This is a genomic window from Methylobacterium sp. P5_C11, from assembly GCF_054049775.1.
Genome location: NZ_JBFULS010000019.1, coordinates 50,006 through 75,788, shown reverse-complemented (window position 1 = coordinate 75,788; position 25,783 = coordinate 50,006). Strand labels below are relative to the sequence as shown.

General features: G+C 70.9%; 28 protein-coding genes and 1 pseudogene. 17 read left to right on the top strand and 12 right to left on the bottom strand.

The features are described 5' to 3' along the window. The first annotated feature begins 153 nt into the window (after nucleotides 1-153). The 4 genes from ACXJKQ_RS12750 to ACXJKQ_RS12735 all read left to right on the top strand — a co-directional run bounded on the left by ACXJKQ_RS12750 (nucleotide 154) and on the right by ACXJKQ_RS12735 (nucleotide 4,417). Nucleotides 154-411: a hypothetical protein gene (locus tag ACXJKQ_RS12750; RefSeq protein WP_457106104.1), complete on the top strand. Its 258-nt coding sequence runs from the start codon at nucleotides 154-156 to the stop codon at nucleotides 409-411. Nucleotides 412-466: 55 nt separating this feature from the next. Beyond that, nucleotides 467-1,633: an MFS transporter gene (locus ACXJKQ_RS12745; protein ID WP_457106103.1), complete on the top strand. Its 1,167-nt coding sequence runs from the start codon at nucleotides 467-469 to the stop codon at nucleotides 1,631-1,633. A 65-nt stretch (nucleotides 1,634-1,698) separates the two neighbouring features. Next, nucleotides 1,699-3,888: a primosomal protein N' gene (locus tag ACXJKQ_RS12740; protein WP_457106102.1), complete on the top strand. Its 2,190-nt coding sequence runs from the start codon at nucleotides 1,699-1,701 to the stop codon at nucleotides 3,886-3,888. A gap of 166 nt (nucleotides 3,889-4,054) precedes the next feature. Then, nucleotides 4,055-4,417, top strand: coding sequence for an STAS/SEC14 domain-containing protein (locus ACXJKQ_RS12735; protein WP_457106101.1), 363 nt, complete (start codon nucleotides 4,055-4,057; stop codon nucleotides 4,415-4,417). A 6-nt stretch (nucleotides 4,418-4,423) separates the two neighbouring features. Here ACXJKQ_RS12735 and ACXJKQ_RS12730 read toward each other — a convergent pair whose 3' ends face one another. The 6 genes from ACXJKQ_RS12730 to ACXJKQ_RS12705 form a co-directional block, all read right to left on the bottom strand. Then, on the bottom strand, nucleotides 4,424-4,813 hold the full coding sequence (locus tag ACXJKQ_RS12730; RefSeq protein WP_457106100.1) for a hypothetical protein: 390 nt from the start codon (nucleotides 4,811-4,813) through the stop codon (nucleotides 4,424-4,426). 399 nt (nucleotides 4,814-5,212) lie between these two features. Beyond that, nucleotides 5,213-5,419 carry a Trm112 family protein gene (locus tag ACXJKQ_RS12725; RefSeq protein WP_457106099.1) on the bottom strand — a complete coding sequence of 69 codons (207 nt, stop codon included), beginning with the start codon at nucleotides 5,417-5,419 and terminating at the stop codon, nucleotides 5,213-5,215. A gap of 13 nt (nucleotides 5,420-5,432) precedes the next feature. Continuing rightward, on the bottom strand, nucleotides 5,433-6,098 hold the full coding sequence (locus tag ACXJKQ_RS12720) for an LON peptidase substrate-binding domain-containing protein (protein WP_457106098.1): 666 nt from the start codon (nucleotides 6,096-6,098) through the stop codon (nucleotides 5,433-5,435). 49 nt (nucleotides 6,099-6,147) lie between these two features. After that, nucleotides 6,148-7,062 carry a thioredoxin gene (trxA, locus tag ACXJKQ_RS12715; protein ID WP_457106097.1) on the bottom strand — a complete coding sequence of 305 codons (915 nt, stop codon included), beginning with the start codon at nucleotides 7,060-7,062 and terminating at the stop codon, nucleotides 6,148-6,150. An 83-nt stretch (nucleotides 7,063-7,145) separates the two neighbouring features. Further along, nucleotides 7,146-7,613, bottom strand: coding sequence for a hypothetical protein (locus tag ACXJKQ_RS12710; RefSeq protein ID WP_457106096.1), 468 nt, complete (start codon nucleotides 7,611-7,613; stop codon nucleotides 7,146-7,148). 71 nt (nucleotides 7,614-7,684) lie between these two features. Then, nucleotides 7,685-8,659 carry a glutathione S-transferase family protein gene (locus ACXJKQ_RS12705; protein WP_457106095.1) on the bottom strand — a complete coding sequence of 325 codons (975 nt, stop codon included), beginning with the start codon at nucleotides 8,657-8,659 and terminating at the stop codon, nucleotides 7,685-7,687. Nucleotides 8,660-8,919: 260 nt separating this feature from the next. On the opposite strand from ACXJKQ_RS12705, the gene ACXJKQ_RS12700 reads away from it, so the two are divergent. Further along, on the top strand, nucleotides 8,920-9,144 hold the full coding sequence (locus ACXJKQ_RS12700) for a hypothetical protein (protein ID WP_457106094.1): 225 nt from the start codon (nucleotides 8,920-8,922) through the stop codon (nucleotides 9,142-9,144). On the opposite strand, the gene ACXJKQ_RS12695 is transcribed toward ACXJKQ_RS12700, so the two are convergent. Continuing rightward, nucleotides 9,138-10,106, bottom strand: a complete 969-nt coding sequence (locus ACXJKQ_RS12695) for an alginate O-acetyltransferase AlgX-related protein (RefSeq protein ID WP_457106093.1) — start codon at nucleotides 10,104-10,106, stop codon at nucleotides 9,138-9,140. The genes ACXJKQ_RS12700 and ACXJKQ_RS12695 overlap by 7 nt on opposite strands. A 127-nt stretch (nucleotides 10,107-10,233) precedes the next feature. Here ACXJKQ_RS12695 and ACXJKQ_RS12690 point away from each other — a divergent pair. The 4 genes and pseudogenes from ACXJKQ_RS12690 to ACXJKQ_RS12675 all read left to right on the top strand — a co-directional run. Beyond that, nucleotides 10,234-10,503: pseudogene (locus ACXJKQ_RS12690) on the top strand (spore photoproduct lyase family protein); the annotation flags it as partial. Nucleotides 10,504-10,529: 26 nt separating this feature from the next. Continuing rightward, complete coding sequence (locus ACXJKQ_RS12685; RefSeq protein ID WP_457106092.1) at nucleotides 10,530-11,048, top strand: 2'-5' RNA ligase family protein; 519 nt, start codon at nucleotides 10,530-10,532, stop codon at nucleotides 11,046-11,048. Between the two features lie 31 nt (nucleotides 11,049-11,079). Further along, entirely contained in the window at nucleotides 11,080-11,838 is a 759-nt protein-coding gene (locus tag ACXJKQ_RS12680; protein WP_457106091.1) for a phosphatase PAP2 family protein, read from the top strand. Nucleotides 11,839-12,359: 521 nt separating this feature from the next. Further along, on the top strand, nucleotides 12,360-13,658 hold the full coding sequence (locus tag ACXJKQ_RS12675; protein WP_457106090.1) for a Gfo/Idh/MocA family protein: 1,299 nt from the start codon (nucleotides 12,360-12,362) through the stop codon (nucleotides 13,656-13,658). Between the two features lie 6 nt (nucleotides 13,659-13,664). Here the strand turns inward: ACXJKQ_RS12675 and flgH are convergent, their stop codons facing one another. Genes flgH through flgF form a run of 4 tightly spaced genes read right to left on the bottom strand, consistent with a single transcriptional unit; the run spans nucleotide 13,665 to nucleotide 17,159 of the window. After that, nucleotides 13,665-14,414 (bottom strand): flagellar basal body L-ring protein FlgH, encoded by a 750-nt coding sequence (gene flgH / locus ACXJKQ_RS12670; RefSeq protein ID WP_457106089.1) that lies wholly within the window; start codon nucleotides 14,412-14,414, stop codon nucleotides 13,665-13,667. Between the two features lie 36 nt (nucleotides 14,415-14,450). Beyond that, nucleotides 14,451-15,578 (bottom strand): flagellar basal body P-ring formation chaperone FlgA, encoded by a 1,128-nt coding sequence (gene flgA, locus ACXJKQ_RS12665; RefSeq protein WP_457106088.1) that lies wholly within the window; start codon nucleotides 15,576-15,578, stop codon nucleotides 14,451-14,453. A gap of 35 nt (nucleotides 15,579-15,613) precedes the next feature. Beyond that, a complete protein-coding gene (flgG, locus tag ACXJKQ_RS12660) occupies nucleotides 15,614-16,405 on the bottom strand; it encodes a flagellar basal-body rod protein FlgG (RefSeq protein WP_457106087.1) in 792 nt (263 codons plus the stop codon). Between the two features lie 13 nt (nucleotides 16,406-16,418). Continuing rightward, nucleotides 16,419-17,159 carry a flagellar basal-body rod protein FlgF gene (gene flgF / locus ACXJKQ_RS12655; RefSeq protein WP_457106086.1) on the bottom strand — a complete coding sequence of 247 codons (741 nt, stop codon included), beginning with the start codon at nucleotides 17,157-17,159 and terminating at the stop codon, nucleotides 16,419-16,421. A gap of 255 nt (nucleotides 17,160-17,414) precedes the next feature. On the opposite strand from flgF, the gene fliL reads away from it, so the two are divergent. From fliL to ACXJKQ_RS12615, 8 genes are all read left to right on the top strand, one after another. Beyond that, complete coding sequence (gene fliL / locus ACXJKQ_RS12650; RefSeq protein ID WP_457106085.1) at nucleotides 17,415-17,984, top strand: flagellar basal body-associated protein FliL; 570 nt, start codon at nucleotides 17,415-17,417, stop codon at nucleotides 17,982-17,984. 67 nt (nucleotides 17,985-18,051) lie between these two features. After that, nucleotides 18,052-19,266, top strand: coding sequence for a flagellar motor switch protein FliM (fliM, locus tag ACXJKQ_RS12645; RefSeq protein WP_457106084.1), 1,215 nt, complete (start codon nucleotides 18,052-18,054; stop codon nucleotides 19,264-19,266). Between the two features lie 19 nt (nucleotides 19,267-19,285). Then, nucleotides 19,286-19,786 (top strand): DUF6468 domain-containing protein, encoded by a 501-nt coding sequence (locus tag ACXJKQ_RS12640; RefSeq protein ID WP_457106083.1) that lies wholly within the window; start codon nucleotides 19,286-19,288, stop codon nucleotides 19,784-19,786. Further along, complete coding sequence (locus ACXJKQ_RS12635; RefSeq protein ID WP_457106082.1) at nucleotides 19,783-20,643, top strand: MotE family protein; 861 nt, start codon at nucleotides 19,783-19,785, stop codon at nucleotides 20,641-20,643. The genes ACXJKQ_RS12640 and ACXJKQ_RS12635 overlap by 4 nt, the downstream gene beginning before the upstream one ends. A 120-nt stretch (nucleotides 20,644-20,763) precedes the next feature. Beyond that, nucleotides 20,764-22,401 (top strand): ABC transporter ATP-binding protein, encoded by a 1,638-nt coding sequence (locus ACXJKQ_RS12630; protein WP_457106081.1) that lies wholly within the window; start codon nucleotides 20,764-20,766, stop codon nucleotides 22,399-22,401. 2 nt (nucleotides 22,402-22,403) lie between these two features. Then, nucleotides 22,404-23,624, top strand: a complete 1,221-nt coding sequence (locus tag ACXJKQ_RS12625) for a phosphopentomutase (protein WP_457106080.1) — start codon at nucleotides 22,404-22,406, stop codon at nucleotides 23,622-23,624. Nucleotides 23,625-23,636: 12 nt separating this feature from the next. Further along, on the top strand, nucleotides 23,637-23,828 hold the full coding sequence (locus tag ACXJKQ_RS12620) for a DUF1192 domain-containing protein (protein ID WP_457106079.1): 192 nt from the start codon (nucleotides 23,637-23,639) through the stop codon (nucleotides 23,826-23,828). A 3-nt stretch (nucleotides 23,829-23,831) separates the two neighbouring features. After that, complete coding sequence (locus ACXJKQ_RS12615) at nucleotides 23,832-25,130, top strand: leucine-rich repeat-containing protein kinase family protein (RefSeq protein ID WP_457106078.1); 1,299 nt, start codon at nucleotides 23,832-23,834, stop codon at nucleotides 25,128-25,130. Between the two features lie 29 nt (nucleotides 25,131-25,159). On the opposite strand, the gene ACXJKQ_RS12610 is transcribed toward ACXJKQ_RS12615, so the two are convergent. Further along, nucleotides 25,160-25,759 (bottom strand): cysteine hydrolase family protein, encoded by a 600-nt coding sequence (locus ACXJKQ_RS12610; protein ID WP_457106077.1) that lies wholly within the window; start codon nucleotides 25,757-25,759, stop codon nucleotides 25,160-25,162. Nucleotides 25,760-25,783: the final 24 nt, after the last annotated feature.

Sequence of the window (25,783 nt, the reverse complement as noted above, 5' to 3'; positions counted from 1 at the left end):
GCCGCCACGGGGACACGCCCAGGGCTCGCGCCCGTTCTCACGCAATGTTGCAATGCAGCAATTCGGTGGGCGCGCTTCACATCCGGACTTCGATCCCTAGGTTGGGGCGCTCGCATGCCGGTCCACGCTCTCCGAGCCCCATGGAGCCCATCCGTGCAAACCTACACCCTGGCCATCGCCGACGGCGTGCTCTTCGCCTGCCTGCCCGACGAAGCCGATATCTCGGCCGCGATCACCGACGCCGCGGCCACCAATTACGGATTCGGCCTCAGCCTCGACATCGTCCGCGGGGCAACGCTGACCAACGCCGCCGGTCCCCAGGACGAGGTCGTCTGGCAGGAAGGATCCGACAGCGAATTGCTCGACGCCCAGGGACGCCGCTATCGCTATGCGGTCCGGCGTCCCTGCTGATCGAAGGTCGGTAAAGGCCTGACACCGCACGACCCGCCGGTGCTAGGCTCCGCTGATGCGGGTGTGGGCAGGCAGCGGCCATCGGACAAGCGGGCTCGCCCGGTTCCTGATCCTGTATGCCGCCCTCTATGGCGCCTATGGCGGTCTGTCGCCGATCCTGCCGGGTTTCCTGGCCGCGCGGGGCCTGACGCCGGGCGAGATCGGCGTCCTGCTCGCCGCAGCCGGTGCCCTGCGCCTCGTGGTCGGCCCCCTGGCCGGAGCCTACGCCGACAACCGGCAGGCCGGCCGTTCCGTCCTGGCTGCGAGCCTCGGGCTGGCGGGTGTCGCCGCCCTGGCGCATCTGCCCGGTGCCGGCATGGCGCAACTGATCGGGCCGGCGCTCCTGTACGCGGCCGGCACCGCGGCCCCAGCACCGCTCGCCGACGCGTTGGCCCTGACCGCCGCCCGGGATGGGGCCGCCTTCCAGTACGGGTGGGTCCGCGGCGCCGGCTCGGCTGCCTTCATCGCCGGCACGGCCGCCGCGGGCTGGCTGGTCGGGATCTTCGGGCTCGCCGCCGCGCTGATCGCGAGCGGCACGCTGTTCCTCACCGCCGGTGCGGCGGCCCTGGCGCTGCCCGCGAACCCGGCCGGTGCGATCCGGGCCGGATCGCTGTGGCGCGGCTTCCCGGCCCTGATCGCGCTGCCGCGCTTCCGCCGGACGGTGCTGGCCGCCGCCCTGGTGATCGGCGCTCATGCGATGCACGACGGCTTCGCCATGATCCTGTGGCGCTCCGCCGGGATCGGGGCCGGCACCGCCGGCCTGCTCTGGTCGGTATCGGTGGCCGCCGAGGTGCTGGTCTTCCTGGTGGTCGGACGGCCCGTCCTGGCGCGGATCGGTGCGCCGGGCGGCGTCTCGGTGGCGGCCTGTGCGGGTGCCCTGCGCTGGGCGGTTCTGGGATCCACGACCGCGATTCCCTGGCTCGCTGCCGCGGAGGCGCTCCATGGGCTGAGCTTCGCGCTCCTGCACCTCGCCTGCCTGGGGCTCATCGAGGAATCCGCGCCCGCCGATCTCCGGGCGACCGCGCTGGCGCTCTACGGCACCCTCGGCCTCGGCCTCTCCGGCGTGCTCGCGACCCTGGCCTCGGGAGCACTCTACGGATCCTTCGGGGCATCGGCCTTCTGGGCCATGGCGGCGCTGAGCCTCGCCGCCCTGCCGCTGGTGCCGGGGCTGCGGCGGCGCTGAAGCGGCGGGTTCTTTTCCCGGGCCTGTGGTACGGACCCGGAACGGACCCGCCCGAAAAGCCCTGCATGCCCGTCGTCGCCGAGATCCTGATCCCGCTGGCCCTCGATACGCCCTACAGTTACGTGGCGCCGGCCGGGTTCGACCTCGCCCCGGGCGACGTGGTCCAGGTGCCGCTCGGGCCGCGCGAGATCGTCGGTGTCGTCTGGGGGGTCACCGAGACCGTCGGCGGCTCGAACCTGCGGCCGGTGACCAGGCGCCTCCCCTACCCGCCCCTGTCGGAGCCCCTGCGCAGCCTCGTCGACTGGATCGCCCGCTACACGTTGGCGCCGAAGGGCTCGGCGCTCGCCATGGTGCTGCGCCTGCCCGACGAGGCCGCGGCCGTCGAGGCCGTCCGGGTGGCCGTACGCATCACCGACAAGCCCCCGGCCCGGCCCACGCCGGCCCGCACCAAGGTGCTGGCGGTCGCCGCCGACGGGGCGTTGCGGGGCAAGAGCGCCCTCGCCAAGGAGGCGGGGGTCTCGCTGTCGGTGGTCGACGGTCTCATCGATGACGGCGCCCTGGAGACGGTGGCGGTGGAACCGGAGCCAGTCGCGCCCCGGCCCGATCCCGATTGTCCGCGGGCACCGCTCTCCCCCGCGCAGGCCGAGGCGGTGGCCGCCCTCGTCGCGCCGTTCCCATGGGACCGCCCGCAGCCTGCGGTCGCCGTCGATCTCAGGCCGGTCCTCCTCGAGGGCGTGACCGGCTCGGGCAAGACCGAGGTCTATTTCGAGGCCGTGGCGGCCTGCGTCCGGGCGGGCCGACAGGCCCTGATCCTGATGCCCGAGATCGCCCTGACGGCCCAGTTCCTCGACCGGTTCGCCGCCCGGTTCGGGGTGCGGCCGGCAGCGTGGCATTCCGGGATCGGCGGCAAGCGGCGCGAGCGCCTGCGCGCGGCCGTGGCCGAGGGCGAGGCCCTCGTGGTCGTGGGCGCGCGCTCGGCGCTGTTCCTGCCCTTCGCCCGCCTGGGCCTGATCGTGGTCGATGAGGAGCACGAGACCGCCTACAAGCAGGAGGACGGCGTCCATTATCACGCCCGGGACATGGCGGTGGTGCGCGGACGGCTGGAAGGCTGTCCGGTGGTGCTGACCTCGGCGACCCCGGCCATCGAGACCCGGGTGAACGCCGCCCGGGGCCGCTACCGGCACATCCTTCTGCCGGAGCGCTTCGGCGGCCGCAGCCTGCCCGACATCGCGGCCATCGACATGCGTCGCGACCAGCCCGAGCGCGGCCGCTTCCTCAGCCCGCCGCTGGTCAACGCCGTGAAGCACACCCTGGAGCGCGGCGAGCAGGCGCTGCTGTTCCTCAACCGCCGGGGCTACGCGCCGCTGACCCTCTGCCGCGCCTGCGGCCACCGCTACCAGTGCCGGAACTGCTCGACCTGGCTCGTGGAGCACCGGTTCCGCCGGGCGCTGGTCTGCCACCAGTGCGGCTACGCCGAGCGCCGGCCGGACGCCTGTACCGAGTGCGGCACCTTCGACAACCTCACCGCCTGCGGACCCGGAGTCGAGCGGATCGCCGAGGAGGCCGCCGCGCTGTTCCCGGACCGGCGCATCGTCGTCCTGTCGAGCGACTTCCCCGGTGGCGCCGAGCGCCTTCGGCAGGAGTTGGACGCGGTCGCGGCGGGCGCGTGCGATGTTGTGATCGGCACGCAACTCGTGGCCAAGGGCCATAACTTCCCGTTCCTGACCCTGGTCGGCGTCCTCGATGCCGATATCGGGCTGACCTCGGGCGATCCACGAGCGGCCGAGCGGACCTTCCAGTTGCTGCAGCAGGTGACCGGTCGCGCCGGGCGCGGCGAGAAGCCCGGCCGGGCTCTCGTCCAGACCTACCAGCCGGATCATCCGGTGATCGCCGCCCTGCTCTCGGGAGATGCGGAGCGGTTCTACGCCGAGGAGATTCAGGCCCGCGAAGCCGCCGGCCTGCCGCCGTTCGGCCGGCTCGCCGCGCTGATCGTCTCGGCGAGCGAGCGGGAAGTCGCGGAGGCGCACGGGCAGGCGCTGGCCCGTGCCGCCGACCCGCCCGAGGGCGTGATGGTCCTGGGACCCGCCGAAGCGCCCCTCGCGCTGGTGCGCGGCCGCTACCGATTCCGGCTGCTGGTGAAGACCGAGCGCAACGTCGACCTCCAGGCCTATCTGCGGGCTTGGCTGGCCCGCGGCCCGAAGATCAGGGGCAACGTCCGGGTCGCCGTCGATGTCGACCCGCAAAGCTTTCTGTAGGACACTTCGCGCGCTTCCTGGCGACGTAGACGTCCGGAAGCACGCCAGAGCATGGGTCCAGAGCCATACCCGAGCGCGCCGCGATCGGGTATGGCTCGGGCCACGGGCGGCGGACCCTGGCCGGAACCCGGCGACGGGACGCTCGCGATTCCCGGAGGAGCGATCAGTGCTGACCTATACCAAGACGTCGGATTCGAACGTGGCTGAGATCGTGGTCGACGGGAAGATCACCGACGAGGAGATGAATGCGGCGATGACCGCCATGAAGGCCGACCTCGACAAGGGCGGCAAGATCAAGCTGCTCGAGGACATTCGCGCGTTCGAGGGCATGGAGCCCGCCGCCTTCTTCAAGGATCCGCGCTTCGGCATCTCGATGATGAAGAGCGTCAGCCATGTCGCCCTGGTGACGGACGCGCCCTGGCTCAAGGCGCTGGCCGAGACCTTCAACTTCGTGTCGCCGACGCAGATCAAAGTGTTCGAGCGCGCCCGTCTCGACGAGGCGCGCAGCTGGCTCGCAGCGGCCGCCTGAGAGAGCTCAATCGGCCTGTGCGGTGCGGGTATCGCTGCGCCGCGCGGTCCAGTGGCCGGAGCACAGGGACGAGACCTTCCAGGTGCCCGCGCCGCTTCCGGCCCGGAGCCGTCCCGTTCCGGTGCCGCTCGCCGTCCCGTTGCTCACGGTGAGACCGACGCTTCCGTCGGCGCCGACATGCCCGTTCACCCGGGCTCCGGCGGAGCCGGAGATCAGTTGCACCTCTCCCTCCCGGATGGCGAGCGCGTAGGTATAGCGGGCGCTGCACAGACCGGTCTCCGTGACCAGTTCCACCGACCACCGTCCGTTATGCGTGGTCGGCTCCGCGTTGGCGGTCGTGCACAGCGGAAGGAGAAGGCCGGCGGCGAGGGCCGCGGCCGCGGTCAGCTTGGTCATGCGGGGTAAACTCTCGGCATTGCGGACGCCGCGTCGTGCGGCGTGCCCGGTCAATCTCGTCGATGCACCATGACGCTAGGCTGAACGACAGAGACGGCGAGAGTATGGCCGATCGGCAATTTAAGTGAGATCAGGCGTCGCACCCGGTCTGAACCGCAGCCGCTACGCTACATCGACCGAATGCTTGGCTGTATGCCGATGTTCGGATCCGGATTGCTTGTGGAGCATTCCGGGTGGTGCCGCATCCGGCTGGGTTTGGTGCGCAGACACGGCGGGACCGACCTTCCTCGTGCCCAGAACATCGCCCGATGGTGGCCGCGGATCAGGGGCTCCGCCGCGCGGCCCCGGGATGATGCGAGGCCTGTTCGATCGCTCGGCGAGGACGGTCCGGTCGTCGGCTCAATCCGTCAGCGGACGGGCCTCCTCCGGCAGCATGATCGGGATGCCGTCGCGGATCGGGTAGGCGAGCTTGGCCGAGCGACTGATCAGCTCCTGGCGGGCCGAATCATATTCCAGCGTGCCCTTGGTCAGCGGGCAGACCAGAATCTCCAGAAGCTTCGGATCGACGCGGGTCGCCTCGATAGGGGCGGTGAGGTCGTTGGTCATCGTGCGTGCAGCCCTATTGCATCGTCGACTCGGGACCGGAGCCCCGAACCAGTTCCATCTGCGTGACCGCGATCAGGATCTCGGCCCGGGTCTTCAGGTCGGGGGCCTCGAGCATCGCCTGCTTCTCGCGCACGCCGAACGGGCTCATCATGCAAAGGGCGTTGACAAGCGCCTCGTCAGGCGCCTCGTCGATCCCGGCCCAATCCACCTTGAGGTCGTTCGACTCCACGAAATCGCGCAGCGCCTTGAGCACCCCCGCGCGGTCGACAAGCTCCTCGCCCGCTCGCGGTTCGAAGTCCACCGCGAAGTCGTCGTAGGAGACGTGGCAACGGCGGTACGGCCCGATCGAGGCCAGTTCGCTTTCGACGCGGAAGCGGGTGATGCCGGTCAGCGAGATCAGGTATCGGCCATCGCCGGTCTCTGCGTACTGGGTCACCCGGCCGGCGCAGCCGACCCGGTAAAGTTTCGGATTGGCCGCCATCGATCCCTCGGGGTCGGGCTGGATCATCCCAATGATCCTGTCGGTGCGCATGGCATCGTCGACCATGGCGAGATAGCGCGGTTCGAAGATGTTCAGCGGCATCTGCCCCCGCGGGAGGAGCAGCGCGCCCGACAGGGGGAAGACGGGGATCACGGCGGGGCAATCCGCCGGACCCTTGTAGCTCGCATGGGTGCTCATGGCGCCTCCCAGAGGGGCCGAAGGGTGGGCCGGCGCGCGAGCCGGCACCTCACGAGAACAGAAGCGCCGAGAGCTTGCGCCGGCCGCGGATCGTGTCGGGATCCATCACGCCCCAGGCGTCGAAGAACTGCAGCAGTTGCTTGCGCGCGCCGTCCTCATTCCAGTCCTTGTCGCGCTTGCGCAGCTCGATCAGATGATCGACAGCCTGACCGCGCTCACCCCGGGCCGCGAGCGCCAGCGCGAGATCGAACCGGGCCTGATGGGCATCCGGACTGGCCTCGACCTCCCGTTGCAGGCCGGCGAGATCGCCGAGCGAGGCGGCCTGCTCAGCCAGATCGAGGGCGGCGCGGATGCCGGTGAGCGCCGGATCACCTGCCTTCGCCTCCGGAACCATGGCGAGCACGCGTTTGGCGTTCTCGATCTCGCCGGCATCGAGCTGCATCTTGGCGAGACCGGCCAGGGCCGTGACGTTGTCGGGCTGCTGCTCCAGCACCGCCGCGTAGATCTCGGAGGCGCCCGCGAGGTCGCCCTCCTCGATCAGGGCCGCGGCGTCGGCGAGGGCCGCTTCGATGGGATCCTCCTGGGGGCCGGCCACGCGCCCGATCAGCTCCTTGATCTGGCTCTCGGGGACCGCGCCCATGAACCCGTCGACCGGCTGGCCCTTCTGGAAGACGATGACCGCCGGGATCGACTGGATGCCGAGCTGGCCCGCGATCGACGGGTGCTCATCGATGTTCATCTTGACCAGGGCGACCGCTCCCGCGGCTTCCCGGACGGTCTTCTCAAGCACCGGCGTGAGCTGCTTGCACGGCCCGCACCAGGGCGCCCAGAAATCGACCAGCACCGGCCGGTTCATCGACTCGGCGATGACATCCTGACGGAAGCTCGCGGTGGTCGTGTCCTTGATGAGGGTGCCGGTATCGCCGGCCGGGGCACCGCCCCCGGCGAGGGTATCGTTGAGCATCGGTCTGGCTTCGGAACCTTTTTCGTGGAGTTCCCTAAATGGGGCTTCCGGTATGATCTGACCAGTCCAAGGCCCAGGATGCCTCAGCGGGGTGCCGATGCAGGCGGCGCACCGGTTGCCGCCTTGGCGGCCGTCACGAACGTGCCGGCGAAGGCACGGCCATCGGCCGCATTGGCCTCACAGGTGATGGCGGTCCGCCCCGGTTCCGGCGTGGAGAAGCGGCAGGCGCCGATGGCCAGGATCGGGGCGCCGTCCGTCCCGGTGGTGACGGCGTTGATCGGCTGCAGGGGATCGGTCTCCTCGGTGGCTTCCTGCTGGGCGCCGTTGCCGCTGAAGCTGAGCGTGCGCCCGTCGGAGGTGGTGAAGTCGAAACTGGTGCGGTTGCGGCTCACCGCGTTGGTCAGCACGGTGCTGCACGAGCCGCTGAGATCCTGCGTGCCGATGACAAGCTTCTCGCAGGTGCCCTCCAGCCGGAGGGCCGCCTGGGCAAGGGATGCCGACGGCAGACTGACGAGGGCGCAGAGCATCGCGAGGCGCAGGCTGTTCATCATGGCGTGTCGGTCATCCTCCGGTTGAGAGCCGAACTAGGCGCTTCCCGCCTGCCGTCGAGGGGCGGAAGCCTTCAGCCGAATCGCAGGGCGCGATCGTTGGGCGCGGCGAAGTCCAGATCCGGCCCGAGCGGCACGATCCCCGTCGGATTGATGGTCGGATGGCTCTCGTAATAGTGCCGCTTGATGTGCATGACGTCGACGGTCGATGCGACGCCGGGCAGCGCGTAGATGTCGCGCAGGTAGTTCGACAGGTTCGGGTAGTCGGCGATCCGATGCCGGTTGCACTTGAAGTGGCCGACATAGACCGCATCGAACCGGACCAGGGTGGTGAACAGCCGGACATCCGCCTCGGTCAGGCGGTCGCCGCAGAGATAGCGGCCCCGGTCGAGGCGCTCCTCAAGCGCGTCGAGTTCCGCGAACAGCGCGGTGAAGGCTTGGGCGTAGGCGTTCTGCGTTGTGGCGAAGCCCGCCTTGTAGACCCCGTTGTTCACCCGGTCGTAGACCCGGGCATTCACTGCGTCGATCTCGGCGCGCAGGTCCGCGGGATAGAGGTCCGGCCCCGCGCCCCCGAAGGCGTCGTTCAGCATCCGCAGGATCTCGGCGGATTCGTTCGACACGATGGTGGCCCGCTGCCGGTCCCAGAGCACCGGCACGGTGACGCGGCCGGTGTAGGACGGATCCGCCGCCAGGTAGATCTCGTAGAGGCGCCGGGCGCCGTGGATCGGATCCGGCGTCGCCCCCGGCGTGTCCCCGAACACCCATCCCTCCGCGCCCATATGCGGATCGACCACGGACACGCTGATCGCGTCCTCCAGGCCCTTCAGGGTACGCCCGATCAGGGTGCGGTGCGCCCAGGGACAGGCCAATGACACGTACAGGTGGTAACGCCCCGCCTCGGCACGAAAGCCGCCGTCGCCGGAGGCGCCCGCCGACCCGTCGGCGGTCACCCAACTGCGGAAGGCCGACGCCTTGCGCTCGAAGCGACCGCCCGTCGCGGCGGTGTCGTACCACTGGTCGCGCCAGATCCCATCCACGAGGAGGCCCATCGTCGTATCCTCTTCCGCCGGCCAAGCGAACGACATGGGTCGGGCATCGCGTCTGGGAAGACGGCAGGCGGGCGCTCGACCGTTTCCGTTCGCGGCGCAAAGCCGCTGGTTCCCGTGAGCCCGCGACCGTCGCGCAAGGCAGGCTTGCGCCCACGCTTCTGTTGCGGTGCAACAAAATCCGCCATCTCTCGGGTACCCGCCGGTCGCCGGGCGCGTGCCGCAGCGAAACGATCCGGCGGGAGATCGATGGAGGTGAAGTGATGTCGTTCGCGCTGGTGCCCGTCGCCGAGGCGGCCCTGTTCACGTTCGGGTGCTTGGTGATCCATGCCCTGCGGCGCCATGCCGACGTGGTCACGGCGACGCTCGCGTGCCTCGCGACGCTCCTCGTCCTGATGATCGGGGTCGCCTGCGCGCCGGAATCCTTTACCAAATATCAGGCGGCCAGCATCACCGACTTCGCACGCCTGGATCCGGCCATCTACTGAGGTGCCGCGGCCGCTGGGGCTCCCGGCAGTCCCGCTGCCCTGATCTGTGCGAGCCGGCCGCCCGTGCCACGCTGGCCGGAGACTGCCACGTCGAAATCGTCGGACGGGAGCTTGGGCAGGAAGCGCTCGGCCAGCTCGAACAGCAGGATGTCGGGACGCACGCGCTCGATGTAGCTCCAGTCGAGGCTCGACGACCAGACGAAATGGACCTCGCGGAAGCTCTCGGCCAGCAGCCCGGTCAGCAGGAACGGGTCGAAATGTGCGCAGGAATCGCCGAACAGGACGAGCCTGCGCGGATCGGCGGTCGGTGACGGGTTCCGGTAGACGACGTGCGCGCCGACATGCACCTCCCGGTCACGCCCCTGAGCCTCGTAGGCGGCCAGGAGCGGCCCGGTTTCCACCCGCATCGCGTCGCGCTGCAGCATGAAGCGCTCGACGCGTTCCCGGGGCCGGTCGGGCAGCTTCTCCCCGAGGTCCATGAGCTGATCCGAGACCATTCCGGGGCGCGTGCCGATGTCGACCGGCGGAATCGCCCCGAGCGCCCGCATGATCGCGCGATAGGCCAGCAGGCAGCCCTGCATCGTCCAATGGGTGTCGGTGCGCAGGTAGAGCGGCACTGGGCCGTCGCGGGCGGCGCGGAGGGGGGCGAGGAGATCGAGATAGGCCGGGTGTCGCGCGAGGCGGCGGGCGAGGCGGCGGGTCGAGGCTTTGCCGGGCGCGTAGCGCAGCCCGTCGGTCTTGTCGTCGTAGACCGACAGTTTCTCCGGCACGATCACGTGGAGGCAGCGGATGCCGAGGCCCTCGGCTCTCCGCGCGCGCGCCTGGATCAGCCGCGCCCAGCCGCGCAGCAGCAGCCAGTGCCGCAGGCCGCCGCGGTACCGGTCCATGACCCGGTTGGTTCCTCCGGTGAGGAATAACCAGYCATCGCGGCCGACATGTACGCTCTCCTTGCCTGCTGACATGCCGGTGCTTTAGCCGCAGCGGGATCGGGCGACTAGGCCGGACCTCGATGTGCCGGCCCTGCGTCCGTCTGCCATGCCGTCCCCCCTCCCTCCGGCTACTGAACGCCGCGATCACCCGGAGCTGATCGCCGCCGACGCCCTTGCCGGCGTGCCGGACCTCGACCTCACCGCGGAACTCATCACCCACCGGTTCACCCCCGGCTCGACGGCAGTCCTGCGTCGCTGGTGCCCCGGTTCGGACCTGCCCCTCGACGAGGCGGATCGGGTGGAGAAACGGACGAAGTTCGGCTCCGTGAAGCACGTCTTCCCGAAGCCCCTGACGCAGGCGATGCGGAGCCACTGCACCGCATGCCTTGCCCGCGATCTGCCTACGGCGCGGGTTCTGCACTGGACCTGAGCCTCCGCGGGCGCCATCTGGCCCGCATGATGGACGCGGACCCCCTGATCCTGACGCTTGCCTTCGACGTGCCCGCCTTCGCGCGGTTCGATGGCGAGCGGCGCCGGTACTTTCCCGACGCCCTCAACCACATTCCGGCCCACGCGACGCTGTTTCACCATCTGCCGGGCGACCGGGAGCAGGGCGTGATCGAGGCCATTACCGCCCTCGCCCGAACCGTGCCGCCGCCGGAAGTCGCGGTGACCGGCCTGCGCTTCACCGGCCGCGGTGTCGCCTACGTCCTCGAATCCGAGGCGCTGACGCGCTTCCGTGACCGCCTCGCGCAGGATTTCGCCCCTTATCTCACCGCCCAGGACCGTCAGGGCTGGCGCCCGCACGTCACGGTGCAGAACAAGGTGGCACCGGATCGGGCCAGGGCGCTCCACGCCGACCTGTCGGCGGGGTTCGCGCCGTTCCGGTTCGCCGCGCCGGCCACGCTCCTCTGGCGCTATCGGGGCGGCCCATGGGACGCGGTCGCCCGCCTGCCCTTCGGAGACAACGCGTGATGGCTTCCGCCTCCTTCCCGGAGACCGCCCGATGAGGGCGCCGGCCAACCTGCGACAGAACCGGCTGATCGAGCCCGCCCTGGCGGTGTGGCTGCGCCTGCGCCTGAACGAGGTCGGTCCCCTCGTCGCCCTGCTCGGCCTGAGCATCCTGGGTTACGGGTTCTTCTTCCTCGCCCACGAAGTCGGCGAGGGTTCCACGGCGGCGCTCGACCGCAAGATCCTGCTCGCCCTGCGCAACCCGGCCGACCTCGCCGACCCGATCGGGCCGCCCTGGCTCGAGGAAACGATGCGCGACATCACGGGACTCGGCAGCGTCTTCACGGTGCTGTTCCTGACTTGCGCGGTGGCGGCCTATCTCGGCGTGTCCGGGCGTCGGCGGATTGGCCTCTACGTCCTCGCCGCCGTGGGCAGCGGCGAACTGGTCTCGACCGTCCTGAAGGTCTTCTACCAGAGGCCGCGGCCGGACCTCGTGCCCCACGGCATGGAGGTGTTCACGGCGAGCTTCCCGAGCGGCCACGCCACCATGTCGGCGATCGCCTACCTGACGCTGGCGACCCTGATCGCCCGCGTCGAGCGCAACCGGCGCGCCAAGGCCCTGGTCCTGGCGCTCGGCGTGAGCGTGACGCTGCTGGTCGGCCTCAGCCGGGTCTATCTCGGCGTGCATTGGCCGAGCGACGTGCTGGCCGGCTGGTGCATCGGTGCGGCCTGGGCCTCCCTGTGCTGGTTCATCGCCCTCCAATTGCAGCGCCGTGGCGAGGTCGAGGCCCCCGATCCGCCGCCGCCGGCCTGACCGCCGTTAGCGTATCCAGAGGGTCGGGGTGGACGGAGCGGGCATTCCCGGGCGGGATGGGACTTGTCCCGCCCGCGCAACGAACCGGGATCGGGGATCGTGACCGACCGCCGTCGCACCGCTCGCCGCCGTGTCGGCCGCGCAGGCCGGCCGAGCGTCGCCGCCTTCCTCCCGAAGATCGCCTGGGTCGCCCGGGATCGAAGCCTGGGCGGGGCGAGGATCCGCGTGCCCGTCGGGGTCACCCTGCCGGATTGCCTTCGAACTGATCGCTCCCTGCCGTGATGGGGCACGACCAACCTTCGTGGCCTGGCGATCGGCCGGAACGGTCGGGCTCGGTTTCGTGCAGACGCGCCTCGCCGGCGGCCCGGCAGAGGTGGCGCGTCGGCGCGCCGCGCTCCGCGACGGAAACAGCCTGGAGCCGGGCCGCGTTCACCGAGGATACGGTTCCGCCCGCGGCGGCTTCCTGTCCACGCGGCGGCGCCCCGGCGTCGTCGTTTCGATCTGGCGATACGGCGAGGCACATGGCGGACGACACTCGGCTCTCACGACGCACCGTCCTTGCGGCCGGAGGTGCCCTCGCCGGAGCCGCCATGGGCGGCGGCGCTCAGGCGGCCCCGCCGTCGGCATCGGTCCCGGCCGATACCGGCGCCGTGCAGGGCGGGCGGGTGATGTTCCCGAACTGGCGCGGTCGCGGCGACCGGCCGCCCGCTCCGAGCCCTGCCCCCCAGCCGCCGGGCCAGCGCGTCGGCTACTGCGTCGTCGGTCTCGGGCGGCTCAGTCTCGACGAGATCCTTCCGGCCTTCGGCGAGGCCAAGCGCGCGCGGCTCGCGGCGGTGATGTCGGGCTCCCCCGACAAGGCCAAGCTCGTGGCCCGCCAGTACGGTCTGCCCGACGATGCGGTCTACGGCTACGACGAATGGGATCGGCTGAAGGCCAACCCGAACGTCCAGGCTGTCTACATCGTCACGCCGAACGGCGTGCACCGGGACAACGTCGTCGCGGCGGCAGCCTCCGGAAAGCAGGTCCTCTGCGAGAAGCCGATGGCGGTCTCCTCGGACGAATGCCGCGAGATGATCGCGGCCTGCGCCAAGGCCGACGTCAAATTGATGATCGCCTATCGCTGCCAGTACGAGCCGCACAACCGCGCAGTGATCAGGCTCGCCCGATCCGGCGAGTTCGGCCGGCCTCGGCTGATCCAGGCCTTCAACGGGCAGACAACCGGATTGCCGGAGCAGTGGCGCCTGCGCAAGGCGCTGGCGGGGGGCGGCTCGCTGCCGGATATCGGGCTCTACTGCCTGAACACGACGCGCGCCGTGCTCGGCGAGGAGCCGGATCTGATCCAGGCCCAGATCCACGCGCCCCCGGACGACCCGAAGTTCCGCGAGGTCGAGGAGACGGTGAGCTTCACCCTGCGGTTCCCGTCCGGGGTGATCGCGCAGTGCCTGTCGAGCTACGGGGTCTACGAGGCGCGGAGCCTGACCCTGCATACCGGGACCGCCGCGATCGATCTCCAGAACGCCTTCGCCTATCAGGGCCAGCGCCTGACCATCGGCCGCCGCGACGGCAAGAACGCCACGAGGGACGAGAGGGTCCTGAGCCCCAGAAATCAGTTCGCGCTGGAACTCGACCACTTCGCCCGGTGCGTCCAGGAGAACCTGCGGCCCCGCACCCCCGGCGAGGAGGGCCTGCAGGACCAGGTGCTGATGGAGGCGATCTACGAGGCCGCCCGCACCGGAGCGCCGGTCAAGGTCGGGCCGCCCCCGGGCAGCGGCTCCGGCCTCGACGTCACTCGTGGGCCGGAGCCGGAGGAGCCGGGCTGAAACGGCTCAGAACGGCAGGAGGATGTCGACGATCTGCTGGCCGTAGCGCGGCTGCTGCACGTCGGTGATCTGGCCGCGCCCGCCATAGGCGATCCGGGCCTGGGCGATCTTGGTCGAATCGATCGTGTTGTCGGATTCGATGTCCTCGGGCCGGACCACGCCCGCGACGACCATCTCGCGCACCTCGAAGTTGACGCGGATCTCCTGCTTGCCCTCGACCACCAGGTTGCCGTTCGGCAGCACCTGCGTGACCACAGCGGCGACGTTCGTCGTCACGGTTTCGGCCCGCTGGACCGAGCCGGCGCCGTCGTTCGAGGTCGCCGACGTGGCGGCGAGCAGGGCCGTGCTGCCCACGCCGAGGGACTTGCCGACCGCGTTGTTCTCGAGCCCCAGGGCATTCGGCAGGCCGAAGCTCTCGGTGTTGGCCCGGGAGCGCTTGGTCTCGTTGCTGATGTTGGCCTGATCGGTGACGTTGACCTTCACGGTAAGGATATCGCCGAGCCGGGCGGCGCGCTGGTCCTTGAAGAAGGCCCTGGAGCCCGTGCGCCAGAGGGAATTCGGCGCGTAGGAGACCGGCTGCACGTCGGGCATCGGCATCCGCACCGGCTTGTAGCCGGGCTGCGTGGTCGGGTCCTCGATCGCCGACAGCGCTGGGGTCGCGCCGACCTGCGAGAGCCGGTCTGCGGTGTTGCAGGCGCCGAGCGCCCCGGCGATCAGAACGGCGGCGAGCGGGTTCAGGACGAGGCGGCTGGCCATCGGGCAATCACTCTTCGACGCGTACAAGGCGGGCGGTCAGCGCAGGGAGGCGGTCGCCTGGACCGGGGCGGTGCCGGCGGCCTGTTGAGCCGCCGGGTTCGGGCTCACCGAGACCCGGCCGGGACCGATCACGGTGGCCTGGAGGATCTTCTTGGAGGCGACGTTGACGACGTTCACGACGGCGCCCATGCGGCCGGCATCGTTGGCGAGACCGCGCATCGACAGGCTGATGCTCGGCGTCTCGTACACGATGGTCACGTTCTCGCCGCGCGCGACAAGTTCCGGCTTGGCCGTGTCGGAGACCCGCAGCACGGTGCCGGCCGCGAGCGTCTGCTGGGCGACCTCGCCGAGGATCGCGGTGGCGCTCCCCTGCGCGTCGGGGGCGACGGCCTCGCGGGGACGCCGCTCCATGACGACGTCGCCTTCCTTCACCGGCTCGCCGCGGTTGAGCGCCCGTGTGAGCACCGCCACCTCCCGCAACTCGATGACCACTCCGGAGACCCGCAGCGAGGCCTGCCGCTCGCCCAGGCTGACGAGCCCGGCGACACGGCGGGAGCGCGGGTCGTAGGTCAGGTCCAGGGCGGCCGCCTGTCCTTCGAGGTCCACCGGCGCGAGGAGGGTCGGGCCATCCCCGTCGAAGCGGACCGCGACGCTGCGGGGATCGAGTCCGTACCCGGTCTCGAGGCTGCGCTTGAGCGCCGCCTCGATCTCCGGCGGCCCGAGGCGGCGGGCTGCGCGCTGCACGGCGATCTGCAGCCGTCCACCGGTCTCCACGCCGGTGAGTCCCAGGGCGGCGGTCGCATCGAGGATCCGGCGGGTCTGGATCGTCCCGGTGGCRCCCAGCGCGGGCGAGCGGAACAGCGGCCGTGCGGCCAGGGTCTCCGGCGCCCCCTCGACGAGGTCGGCCAGCGTCAGGACGTCGCCGCGGGCGGTCACGTCGCCGCGCAGGCGCAGGCCCTCCGCCCGCGCCATCGCGGGGATCGCCAGGGCGCCGAGGACCGCGAAGGTCAGGAAGGCCAGGACCGCGCGCAGGACCACGGCCGAGCCGAGGGGCGCAGCCCGTGGGCGGACGCGGCGGATGATCGGGCTGACGTCGCTCGCGTCCGCCATGCCGATGCGGGGCAGATCGAGGGTCTCGGGATCGGGATGCATGCCGGCATACATGGTCAGGGGCCTTGAAGCGGGTGCGGGTCGCGCGGTTAGCTGCGGAACATCTGCGTGGTTGTGGAAAGCATCTGGTCGGCCGCGGTGACGACCTTCGAGTTCATCTCGTAGGCGCGCTGCGCGGCGATCAGGGACGAGATCTCCGTGACGGCGTTGACGTTGGCCTCCTCGAGGTAGCTCTGCTGGAGGTTGCCGAAGCCCTCCGCCCCCGGCAGGCCGCTGAGCGCCTGCCCGGAGGCCGCGGTCTCGATGAACAGGTTGTCGCCGATCGACTCGAGGCCGACCTTGTTGACGAAGCGTGAGAGCTGGAACTGCCCCAGCGCCTGCGGGGCGGTCTGACCCGGCAAGGTCGCCTGCACGGCCCCGGTGGCGCTGATCGTCACCGCGGTCGCGGTCTGCGGGACGGTGATCGCCGGATCGAGCAGGTAGCCGTCGCGGGTGACGAGCTGTCCCGAGGCCGACAGGTCGAAGGAGCCGTCCCGCGAGTAGGCGGTGCGGCCGTCCGGCAGCGTCACCCGGAAGAATCCCTCGCCGCGGATCGCGACGTCGTAGTCCTTCTCGGTGGAGGAGAGCGTGCCCTGCGACATGACGCGGGCCGTCGAGGTGGTCTTCACGCCCGAGCCCAGGGCGAGGCCGGCCGGGAGCTGGGTGTTCTGCTGCGAGGTGGAGGCGCCGGCCCGGCGCAGGTTCTGGTAGAGCAGATCCTGGAAGTGCACCTGCTGCCGCTTGTAACCGGTGGTGCGCAGGTTCGCGATGTTGTTCGAGATGACCTGGACGTTGAGTTCCTGGGCCGCCATGCCGGTGGCGGCGGAGTAAAGGGCGCGCATCGCTCAGCCCCCCTTACGCGACGTCGGCGAGGCGGCGGATCGCCGTGCCCCGCAGGTCGTCGAGGCGGGAGATCAGGCTCGACACCATGGCGTAGGAGCGGTTCACGTCCATCAGCCGGGTCATCTCGATCACCGGGCGGACGTTCGAGCGCTCCAGCGCCTCGGATTCCAGGCGCCCGTCGATCCCGGCCGGACGCGCGGGCTCCGGCGAGGCGTAGAGGTTGCCGCCCTCGTTGGTCAGCCGCTGCGGGTTGTCGAAGGTGACGAGCTTGATCTTCCCGCGGATGCCGAGATTGGTCGACACGGTGCCGTCGGCCGMGATGGCGAGCCCGGTCTCCTGGGGATTGATGGTGATCGGACCGCCCTCGCCCGCGACCTTGTAGCCTTCGCTGGTGACCAGCGCGCCCTGGGCGTCGATCTCGAAGGCGCCGTTGCGGGTGTAGCGCTCACCCTGCGGCGACTGGACGGCGATGAACGCCGCGCCCTTGATCGCCACGTTGAGCGGGTTGCCGGTCCGCTCGATCGGCCCCTGGCCGAGGTCGAGGGTCGTGCCCTGGTCGATGACGTAGGAGAGGCGCCGGTCGGGGCGGGCGAAGGAATCCGCGCTCGCCACCGGCATCAGGTATTCCTGGAAGCGGGTGTTGCGAGCCTTGAACCCGGTGGTCGAGACGTTCGCCATGTTGTTGGCGATCACGTCCAGCTCGCGCTGGAGCGCCATCTGGCTCGATACGCCGACGAAGAGGGCATTCTGCATCGTGGACTCTGGGACTCGCGGGCCGCGGTGGCGGCAACGATCCATTCAGCATCCGCTGTGCCAAACCGAGGATCGGAACATTCTCGTGTCCTGACAGGGGTTTGATCGCGATCGCCCCGGGCCGGCGGCGAGGTCCGGCCTGTGCCGCGGCAAACCTGGCCCGGCAGGAATTGCCTGCTTAACGGCACGTTAACCGTGTTGCTCCGATATCCAGGTGTACCTGGCACGCGGTCTCCCGCGAGAGAGCATTATTCCATGGCCAAGAAGCCCAAGAAGGCCTCCGCCGAGGAAGGCGAGGCCGGAGCCGAAGCCGCCCCGAAGGGCAAGAAGAAGCTCATGATCATGGTGGCCGCCGCGGTCCTGGTCGTGGGCGGCGGCGCCGGCGCGTTCCTGATGATGGGGCACGGCGGCGGCCACGGCGACGCTAAGGAAGCCGCGCAGGGTGGCGGACACGGCGGGCATGGCGGGGGGCACGGCGACGACGGCAAGGGCGTCGGCCCGGACGGCAAGAAGCCCCTGGTCTTCGTCGACGTGCGGGAGATGGTCCTCAACCTGAGTCCGGAGCTGCCGCAGGACAAGGCCCGGTACGCGAAGGTGCGGATCGCCCTCGAACTCAAGGATTCGAAGGTCGAGGAAGAGGTCAAGCCGCTGATGCCGCGGGTCGAGGACGCGTTGCAGGTCTACATGCGCGAATTGCGCGCCAGCGACATCACCAGCTCGGTGGGCCTGTTCCGACTGCGCGAGGAGCTGCTCCGGCGGGTCAACATCGCGCTGTATCCCGCCAAGGTCGACGCGGTGCTGTTCAAGGACGTGATCGTCCAATGATCGCGCCGGCGAGCAAGTCCGTCGCTTCGAAAACCGCGCCGCGCCCGGCCCCGATCGAGCACGCCTGATGGAACCCGAGGACGCACTTCCCGAGGACGACTGGTCGGCGGCCCTCCTGGAGCAGGGCGCCGAGGGCGGCGACACGTCGCTGGCCGAGGAATGGGGCGCAGCGCTCGCCGAGCAGGGCACGACGCGCAACGCCGGCGACGTCGCCGCCGAATGGGCGACGATGATCGAGGACGGGGAGAGCGACAACCTCCCCGAACTCGCCGGCAACGACCGGGTGCTCAACCAGGACGAGATCGACGGCGTCCTCGGCTTCTCCATGCGCGAGCTCTCGGCCTCAGGGGCCGGGGGCGTTCAGGCCATCGTCGATTCCGGCGTCGTCCAGTACGAACGCCTGCCGATGCTGGAGATCGTCTTCGACCGGATGCTCCGGTTGCTGTCGACTTCCCTGCGCAACCTGTTCCAGGACAACGTCGAGGTGACGCTGGACAACATCACCTCGGTGCGGTTCGGCGACTATCTCAACGCGATCCCGCTGCCGACGCTGCTCGGCGTGTTCCGGGCCGAGCAATGGGAGAATTCGGGCCTCGTCACGGTCGACTCGAACCTCGCCTACGCGACTTTCGACCTGCTGCTCGGCGGCAAGCGCGGCGGGTCGTCGAGCCGGCTGGACGGGCGCCCGTTCACGGCGATCGAGATGACGCTGGTACGCCGCCTCGTGGAGATCGTGCTGGGCGATCTCGAGATGTCGTTCCAGCCGCTGTCGCCCGTGACCTTCGGCATCGACCGGATCGAGACCAACCCGCGCTTCGCCACCATCACCAGGCCGGGAAACGCCGCCATCCTGATCAGCCTGCGCCTCGACGTCGACGGGCGCGGCGGCATGCTGCAGATCCTGTTCCCCTACGCGACGATCGAGCCGATCCGGGAACTCCTGACCCAGAGTTTCATGGGCGAGAAGCTCGGCCGCGACCAAATCTGGGAGGGCCATCTCGCCACCGAGATCTGGCAGGCCGACGTGACCATGGACGCGGTGCTGCACGAGATGATGCTGCCGCTGAAGCAGGTCATGAGCCTAAAGGTCGGCGAGACGCTGATGTTCGACGCCAAGCCGTCGGATCTCATCACGGTGCGCTGCGGCGACTGGGCGCTCACCCAGGGGCGGATCGGCCGTGTCGACGGGCACATCGCCGTCCAGGTCACACGGCCCCTACGCCGCTCGCGCACGACGATCCAGGCCTACGAGGCCTCGATGAACAACCGCTCGGATAGTTAGGGCCGATGAGGGTCCCATCATGAGTCTCTTCGTCACCCTCGCCGCCGACATCCTGGTCGCCGTCCTCCTGGCGGCGACCATCGTCACGTCCCTCCGGCTCTCCCGCCGCATCGGCCAGATGAAGGGCGACGAGGCCGCCCTCCGACAGACCATCGGGGACCTGATGGTGGCGACCGGCACCGCCGAGCGGGCCATCGCCGGCCTGCGCGCCGCGATCGACGAGGGCGACCGCACCCTGAACGCCAGCTTGGAATCCGCAACCGTCCGCGCCGCAGAGCTGCGGCTGCAGGTCGAGGCCGGCGAGGGCGTGATCACCCGCATCGGCGCCATCGTGACGCAGATGCGCGCCGTGCCGGTCCGTCCCGAGCCGGTGCGGGAGCCGGCTCCTGCACCGGAGATCCCGGCGGAGCGTCGACCCGAGCCCGCCGGCCCGAACGGCGAGCGCCTCGGCATGGCGGCCGCCGCGGCTCTCGCCATGAGCGAGCGCGCCCTCGCCCGCGTCCGGGCGCGCGCCGCGTGACCGGAGTCAAGGCACCGAAGGTCCCACCGGCGCCCAAGGCCGTTCCCGGGCCGAAGCCGCGCCGCACCGGAACGGCCCTCCGCCGGTCGCGCCTGAAGCCGGTGCGGCCGATGCGCCTGCGCCTGGTCGATGCCGTGGCGCTCGCGGCGGGGGGCCTCCTCGTGCTCAAGCTCCTCAGCCTGTTGCAGGCCGGCCTGCCGGAGAGCGGCGCGCTGCCGGAGTTCGGGCGGGCCGTGGCCCGGGCGCGCACCGGCTTCGAGCCCCTCGATCCGGTGACGACCGGGTCGGTGGGCGCCAAGGAGGAGCCGGCGGCCGCAGCCGAGAAGGCGCCGGATCCGACCCTGTCGCAGGCCACGGCCGCGCCGGATGCCGCGCGTCCGGCCTCCCCCACCGAGCGGGCGCTGCTGGAGAAGCTCGGCGCCCGGCGGGACGCCCTGCGCCAGAAGAGCGACGAGCTGGAGCTGCGCGAGAGGATGCTCGGCGAGGCCGAGCGCAAGCTCGAGACCGGTCTCGGCGATCTCAAGAAGGCCGAGGACAAGGTGGACGCAGTCGCGAAGGTGAAGGAGGATGCCGAGAAGCAGGGGCTGAAGAACATCGTCACGATGTACGAGGCGATGAAGCCCAAGGACGCCGGCCGGGTGTTCGACCGGCTCGGCCTCGACGTTCTGGTGCCGCTCGTGCTGGCCATGAACCCCCGCAAGATGTCCGAGGTCCTGGCGGTGATGCAGCCCGAGACCGCCGAGCGGCTGACGGTAGCGCTCGCCAACCGCGCCCGCGGCGCCGGCGGGGTGCAGGCCCAGGCGGGCACGGGGCTTCCCGCGAACGAGCTTCCGGCGATCGATCCCGGGTCGCGCTAGGCGCGCGCCGCGCCGGCTGCGCGCCGCCCGGCCTGTCCCGGGCGCCCTGGCGGCCCGGGACCGCGCGGCGCAGTCCGGACGCGGGCTAGGGTCCGGGGCCGGGCGCGCTATAAGGGGCTCATGTCAGAGGCCGACCTACAGCCCCTCCTCGCCGTCGAGGACCTCTCCGTGGCGTTCCGCGCGCGCGAGGGCGAGACCGTCGCGGTCGACGGCATCGGCTTTTCCATTCGCCGGGGCGAGACCGTCGCCCTTGTGGGCGAATCGGGATCCGGCAAGTCGGTGACGGCGCTGGCGATCCTGCGCCTCCTCGACGGGGCGGCCCGTCAGGATGGCCGGATCCTGTTCAAGGGGCGCGACCTCGCGCAGCTGCCCGAGCGGGCGATGCGGGACGTCCGCGGCGCCGACATCACCATGGTGTTCCAGGAGCCGATGACCTCGCTGAACCCGCTCCACACGATCGAGCGGCAGATCGGCGAGGTGCTCGGGCTGCACCGCGGCCTCACCGGCAAGGCGGCCCGCCGGCGGATCCTGGAACTCCTGGACCTCGTGGGCCTGCGCGACGCGGAGCGCCGCATGGGCGCCTACCCGCACGAACTTTCCGGCGGCCAGCGCCAGCGGGTGATGATCGCCATGGCGCTCGCCTGCGAGCCGGACCTGCTGGTGGCCGACGAGCCGACCACGGCGTTGGACGTCACGGTCCAGGCGCAGATCCTGGCGCTGCTGGCCGATCTGCAAAAGCGCCTCGGCATGGCGATGCTGTTCATCACCCACGATCTCGGCATCGTCGAGCGGATCGCCGACCGGGTCTGCGTGATGCTGAAGGGCAAGATCGTGGAGACGGGCGAGACCCGGGCGGTCTTCGCGAATCCGCAGCACGAATACACGCGCCGCCTGATCGCCTCCGAGCCGAAGGGCCGGGCCAACCCCGTCCCGGCCGACGCCGCGCCGCTCCTGGAGGCCGGCCCCCTGAAGGTCTGGTTCCCGCTCAAGTCGGGCCTGCTCCGGCGTGTCACCGGCCATGTCAGGGCCGTCGACGGCGTCTCCCTGCGCGTCCGGGCCGGCGAGACGGTCGGCATCGTCGGTGAGTCGGGCTCGGGCAAGACCACGCTCGGCCTCGCCTTGCTGCGGCTCACCGGCTCGGAGGGTCCGATCGTCTTCCTCGGCAAGGCGATCGACGGCTACGGCGTGGCGCAGATGCGCCCCTTGCGGAAGGACATGCAGGTCGTCTTCCAGGACCCGTACGGCTCTCTCTCGCCGCGCATGTCGGTGGCCGATATCGTCGCCGAGGGGCTGGTGGTCCAGGGCGCGGTGCGCGCCCGGTCCGAGCGCCGCGCCGTGGTCGCCAAGGCGCTGACCGATGTCGGCCTCGACCCGGCCGCGATGGACCGCTACCCGCACGAATTCTCGGGCGGCCAGCGGCAGCGCATCGCCATCGCCCGCGCCATGGTGCTCAATCCCCGCTTCGTCGTCCTCGACGAGCCCACCTCGGCCCTCGACCGCTCCGTCCAGGCGCAGATCGTGACCCTGCTCCGTGACCTCCAGCGCGAGCGCGGCCTCGCCTACCTGTTCATCAGCCACGACCTGAAGGTGGTGCGGGCGCTCGCCAACTACGTGATCGTGATGCAGAACGGCCACGTGGTCGAAGAGGGGGCCGCCGAGACGATCTTCGCGAACCCGCAGACCGCCTATACCCGCGCCCTGTTCAAGGCCGCCTTCGCCCTCGAGAGCGACGCGCCGGCCGAGCTGGAGCCCGCCTGACCGTGGCGCGCGCGCTCCTGATCGTCCTCGATTCCGTCGGCATCGGCGGCGCCCCGGACGCGGACCGGTACGGCGATTCCGGCTCCGACACGCTCGGGCATATCGCGGACGGGTGCGCGGACGGCCGCGGCGACCGCGCCGGCTTGCGGTCGGGGGCCCTGCGCCTGCCGCACCTCGCCGCCCTCGGACTCGGGCTCGCGGCCGCCGGGGCCTCGGGACGGATCCCGCCGAACCTCGCGCCCTCCGGGGCGCCCACCGGGGTCTACGGTCATGCGGTAGAGATCGCCGCCGGCAAGGACACGCCCTCCGGGCACTGGGAGATCGCGGGCCTGCCGCTGACCGAGCCCTGGGGGCACTTCCCCGACACCCGGCCGGCCTTCCCGCCGGACCTCACCCGGGCGCTGATCGCCGAGGGCGGCCTCCCGGGCATCCTGGGGGATTGTCACGCACCGGGCGTCGCGATCATCGAGGCACTCGGAGCCGAGCACGTCCGGACGGGAAAACCGATCTGCTACACGTCGGCCGACAGCGTGTTCCAGATCGCCGCCCACGAGGAGGCGTTCGGGCTGGAGCGGCTCTACGACCTATGCCGCGTGGCCCGTCGCCTGTGCGATCCCTACCGGGTCTGCCGGGTGATCGCTCGGCCCTTCGTCGGCGTTGCGGAAGCCGGCTTCCGCCGGACCGGCAACCGCCGGGACTTCGCGGTCGCGCCGCCTGGGCGGACCCTGCTGGACCGGGCGGAGGCGGCCGGCCGCACGGTGGTCAGTGTCGGCAAGATCGGCGACATCTTCGCCCATCGGGCGACCGGCCGCGAGATCAAGCCGGGCGCCAACGCGGCCTGCCTGACGGCCGGGCTCGACGCGCTGGCGACCCTGCCGGAGGGTGGCCTGATCTTCGTCAACCTCGTGGATTTCGACACGGAGTACGGCCACCGTCGCGACGTGCCCGGCTATGCCGCGGAGCTCGAAGCCTTCGACGCCCGGATCCCCGAGATCCTGACGGCTCTGGCGCCGGGCGACCTCGCCGTCGTCACGGCCGATCACGGCAACGATCCGACCTGGGCCGGGACCGACCACACCCGCGAGCAGGTGCCGGTCCTGGCGTTCGGCCCCGGGGTGGATGCCCGGTCGATCGGTCGACGGGATACCATGGCGGATATCGGCGCCACGGTGGCGGCCCATCTCGGCTTGGCCTGGGACGGACCCGGAACCGCGTTCCTATAGGGAGGACATGACGTGCGGGACGACGACGACCGGCCGCGCAAGGCCGTCGCCCACGAGATCGGGCAGCCCCTCGACACGCTCTCCCTCGCGGATCTCGACGCCCGCGTCGCGCTCCTGCGCGCCGAGATCGCCCGGCTGGAGGCGGCGCGGGCTGCCAAGCAGGCGGCACAGGGCGCGGCCGACGCCTTCTTCAAGCGGGGCTGAGGCTTGGACCGGAGCGAAGCCCTCGCCGCCCTGCGGCGTGGTGATCTCGGCGGCGCGCGGGAGGTGCGGCTGCCCGACGGGCTGACGGAATTTCCACGCGAGGTCTTCGATCTTGCCGACACGCTGGAGGTGCTGGATCTCGGCCGGGGCAGCCTCACCGACCTGCCGGACGATTTCGGCCGTCTGCACCGCCTGCGGGTGCTGTTCTGCTCCGGAAACCCGTTCCCGCGCCTGCCGCCTGCGCTCGGCGCATGCCCCGCGCTGAGCCAGCTGGGCTTCCGCGGCTGCGGCATCCGGGAGGTTCCGGCGGAGTCGCTGCCGCGCGGGCTGCGCTGGCTGACGCTGACCGACAACCGGATCGAGGCGCTGCCGGCCGCCCTGGGCGAGCGGCCGCTCCTGCAGAAGCTGATGCTGGCGGGGAACCGGATCCAGGCGCTGCCGGACAGCCTTGCGGGCGCGGCGAATCTCGAGTTGATCCGGCTCTCCTGCAATCGGCTCGACGCTCTGCCGCCTTGGCTCGGGACGCTCCCGCGCCTCGCCTGGGTCGCCTATGCGGGCAATCCCGCCGAGCCGATCACCGAGCCCGCGGATGCGCCGCGCGTCCCGTGGCCGGATCTGGACATCGGCCACCTGCTCGGTGAGGGCGCATCGGGCCGGATCTTCCACGCGGCCTGGCGCAATCCCGCCGGCGCGCAGGACGTCGCCCTGAAGCTGTTCAAGGGCGCGATGACCAGCGACGGCCTGCCCGAACGGGAGATGGCGGCCTGCCTCGCCGCCGGGACGCATACGGCGCTCACAGGCGCGCTGGGCCGGCTCGATGGCCATCCGGACGGCAGCCAGGGCCTGCTGCTCCGGCTTCTGCCGTCGCACTGGCGCGCGCTCGCCGGCCCGCCGAGCCTCGCGAGCTGCAGCCGCGACGTCTACGATCCGGACCTGCGCCTCGACGGTGACGTCGTCCTCCGGATCGCGCGCGCCGTCGGCGAGGCGGTGGCGCACCTGCATGGTCGCGGCCTGCTCCATGGCGACGTCTACGCCCACAACACCCTGTGGGATGCCGGGACCGGCGCCGCCGTGCTCAGCGATTTCGGGGCCGCCTCGACCCTGCCGGACGGGGCGCTCGGCGCGGCGCTCGTGCGGATCGAGGTCCGGGCCTTCGGCATCCTGCTCGGCGAGCTGCTCGATCGCTGCGCGGCACCGCCGCCCGAGTTGCGCGCCTTGGAGCAGGCGTGCACGCAGCCCGATCCCGATCGGCGGCCAGGGCTGGAGGCGGTGATCGCCGAGATCGCCCGGCTCGAGGCTTGAGCCCCACGGGGGCGAGCGGTCCGGGATCCTCAGTCCGGGATGTCGGCTTGGTTGCGCGCCACCACGGCGAAGAGGTCGCCGAGCGCGGCGAGACTGGCGGCCTGAAGCTGGGCCGCCGGTACCACCCCGCCGTCCGGTCCGGGAAGATCCCGCGTCGCCGTGGCAGCCGCCACGACCGTGGGGCGGAACCCGATGTTGAAGGCGCCCCGCGCGGTCGAGTTGACGCACATATGCGTCATGAAGCCCGCCAGGACGATATCCGTCACACCCGCTCCCTTGAGCCGTGCCTCCAGATCCGTGCCTACGAAGGAACTCGGATAGGCCTTGGTGATCACCGGCTCGTCGCCTTGCGGCGCCACCTCCGGACTGATCTGGCCGATCGGCGCCGTCACGTCGTAGGGCGTCCCTTCTCCGGCATTGTGGCGGACATGAAACACCGGGATGCCCGCTTTGCGCGCCCGCGCCAGCAGCTCGGCCGCCTCGCGCAGCGCCGGCTCGACGCCATCGAGGCGCATCACGCCCTCGCGATAGGTCTGCTGCAGGTCGATCATCACGAGCGCCGAACCCTTGAGCCGGGCCGGCGCGGGGCTCAGGCCGGAGAGGCCGCGCAGGGTTGCGGGATCGGACATCCGGAACTCTCCTCGGGCACCGCC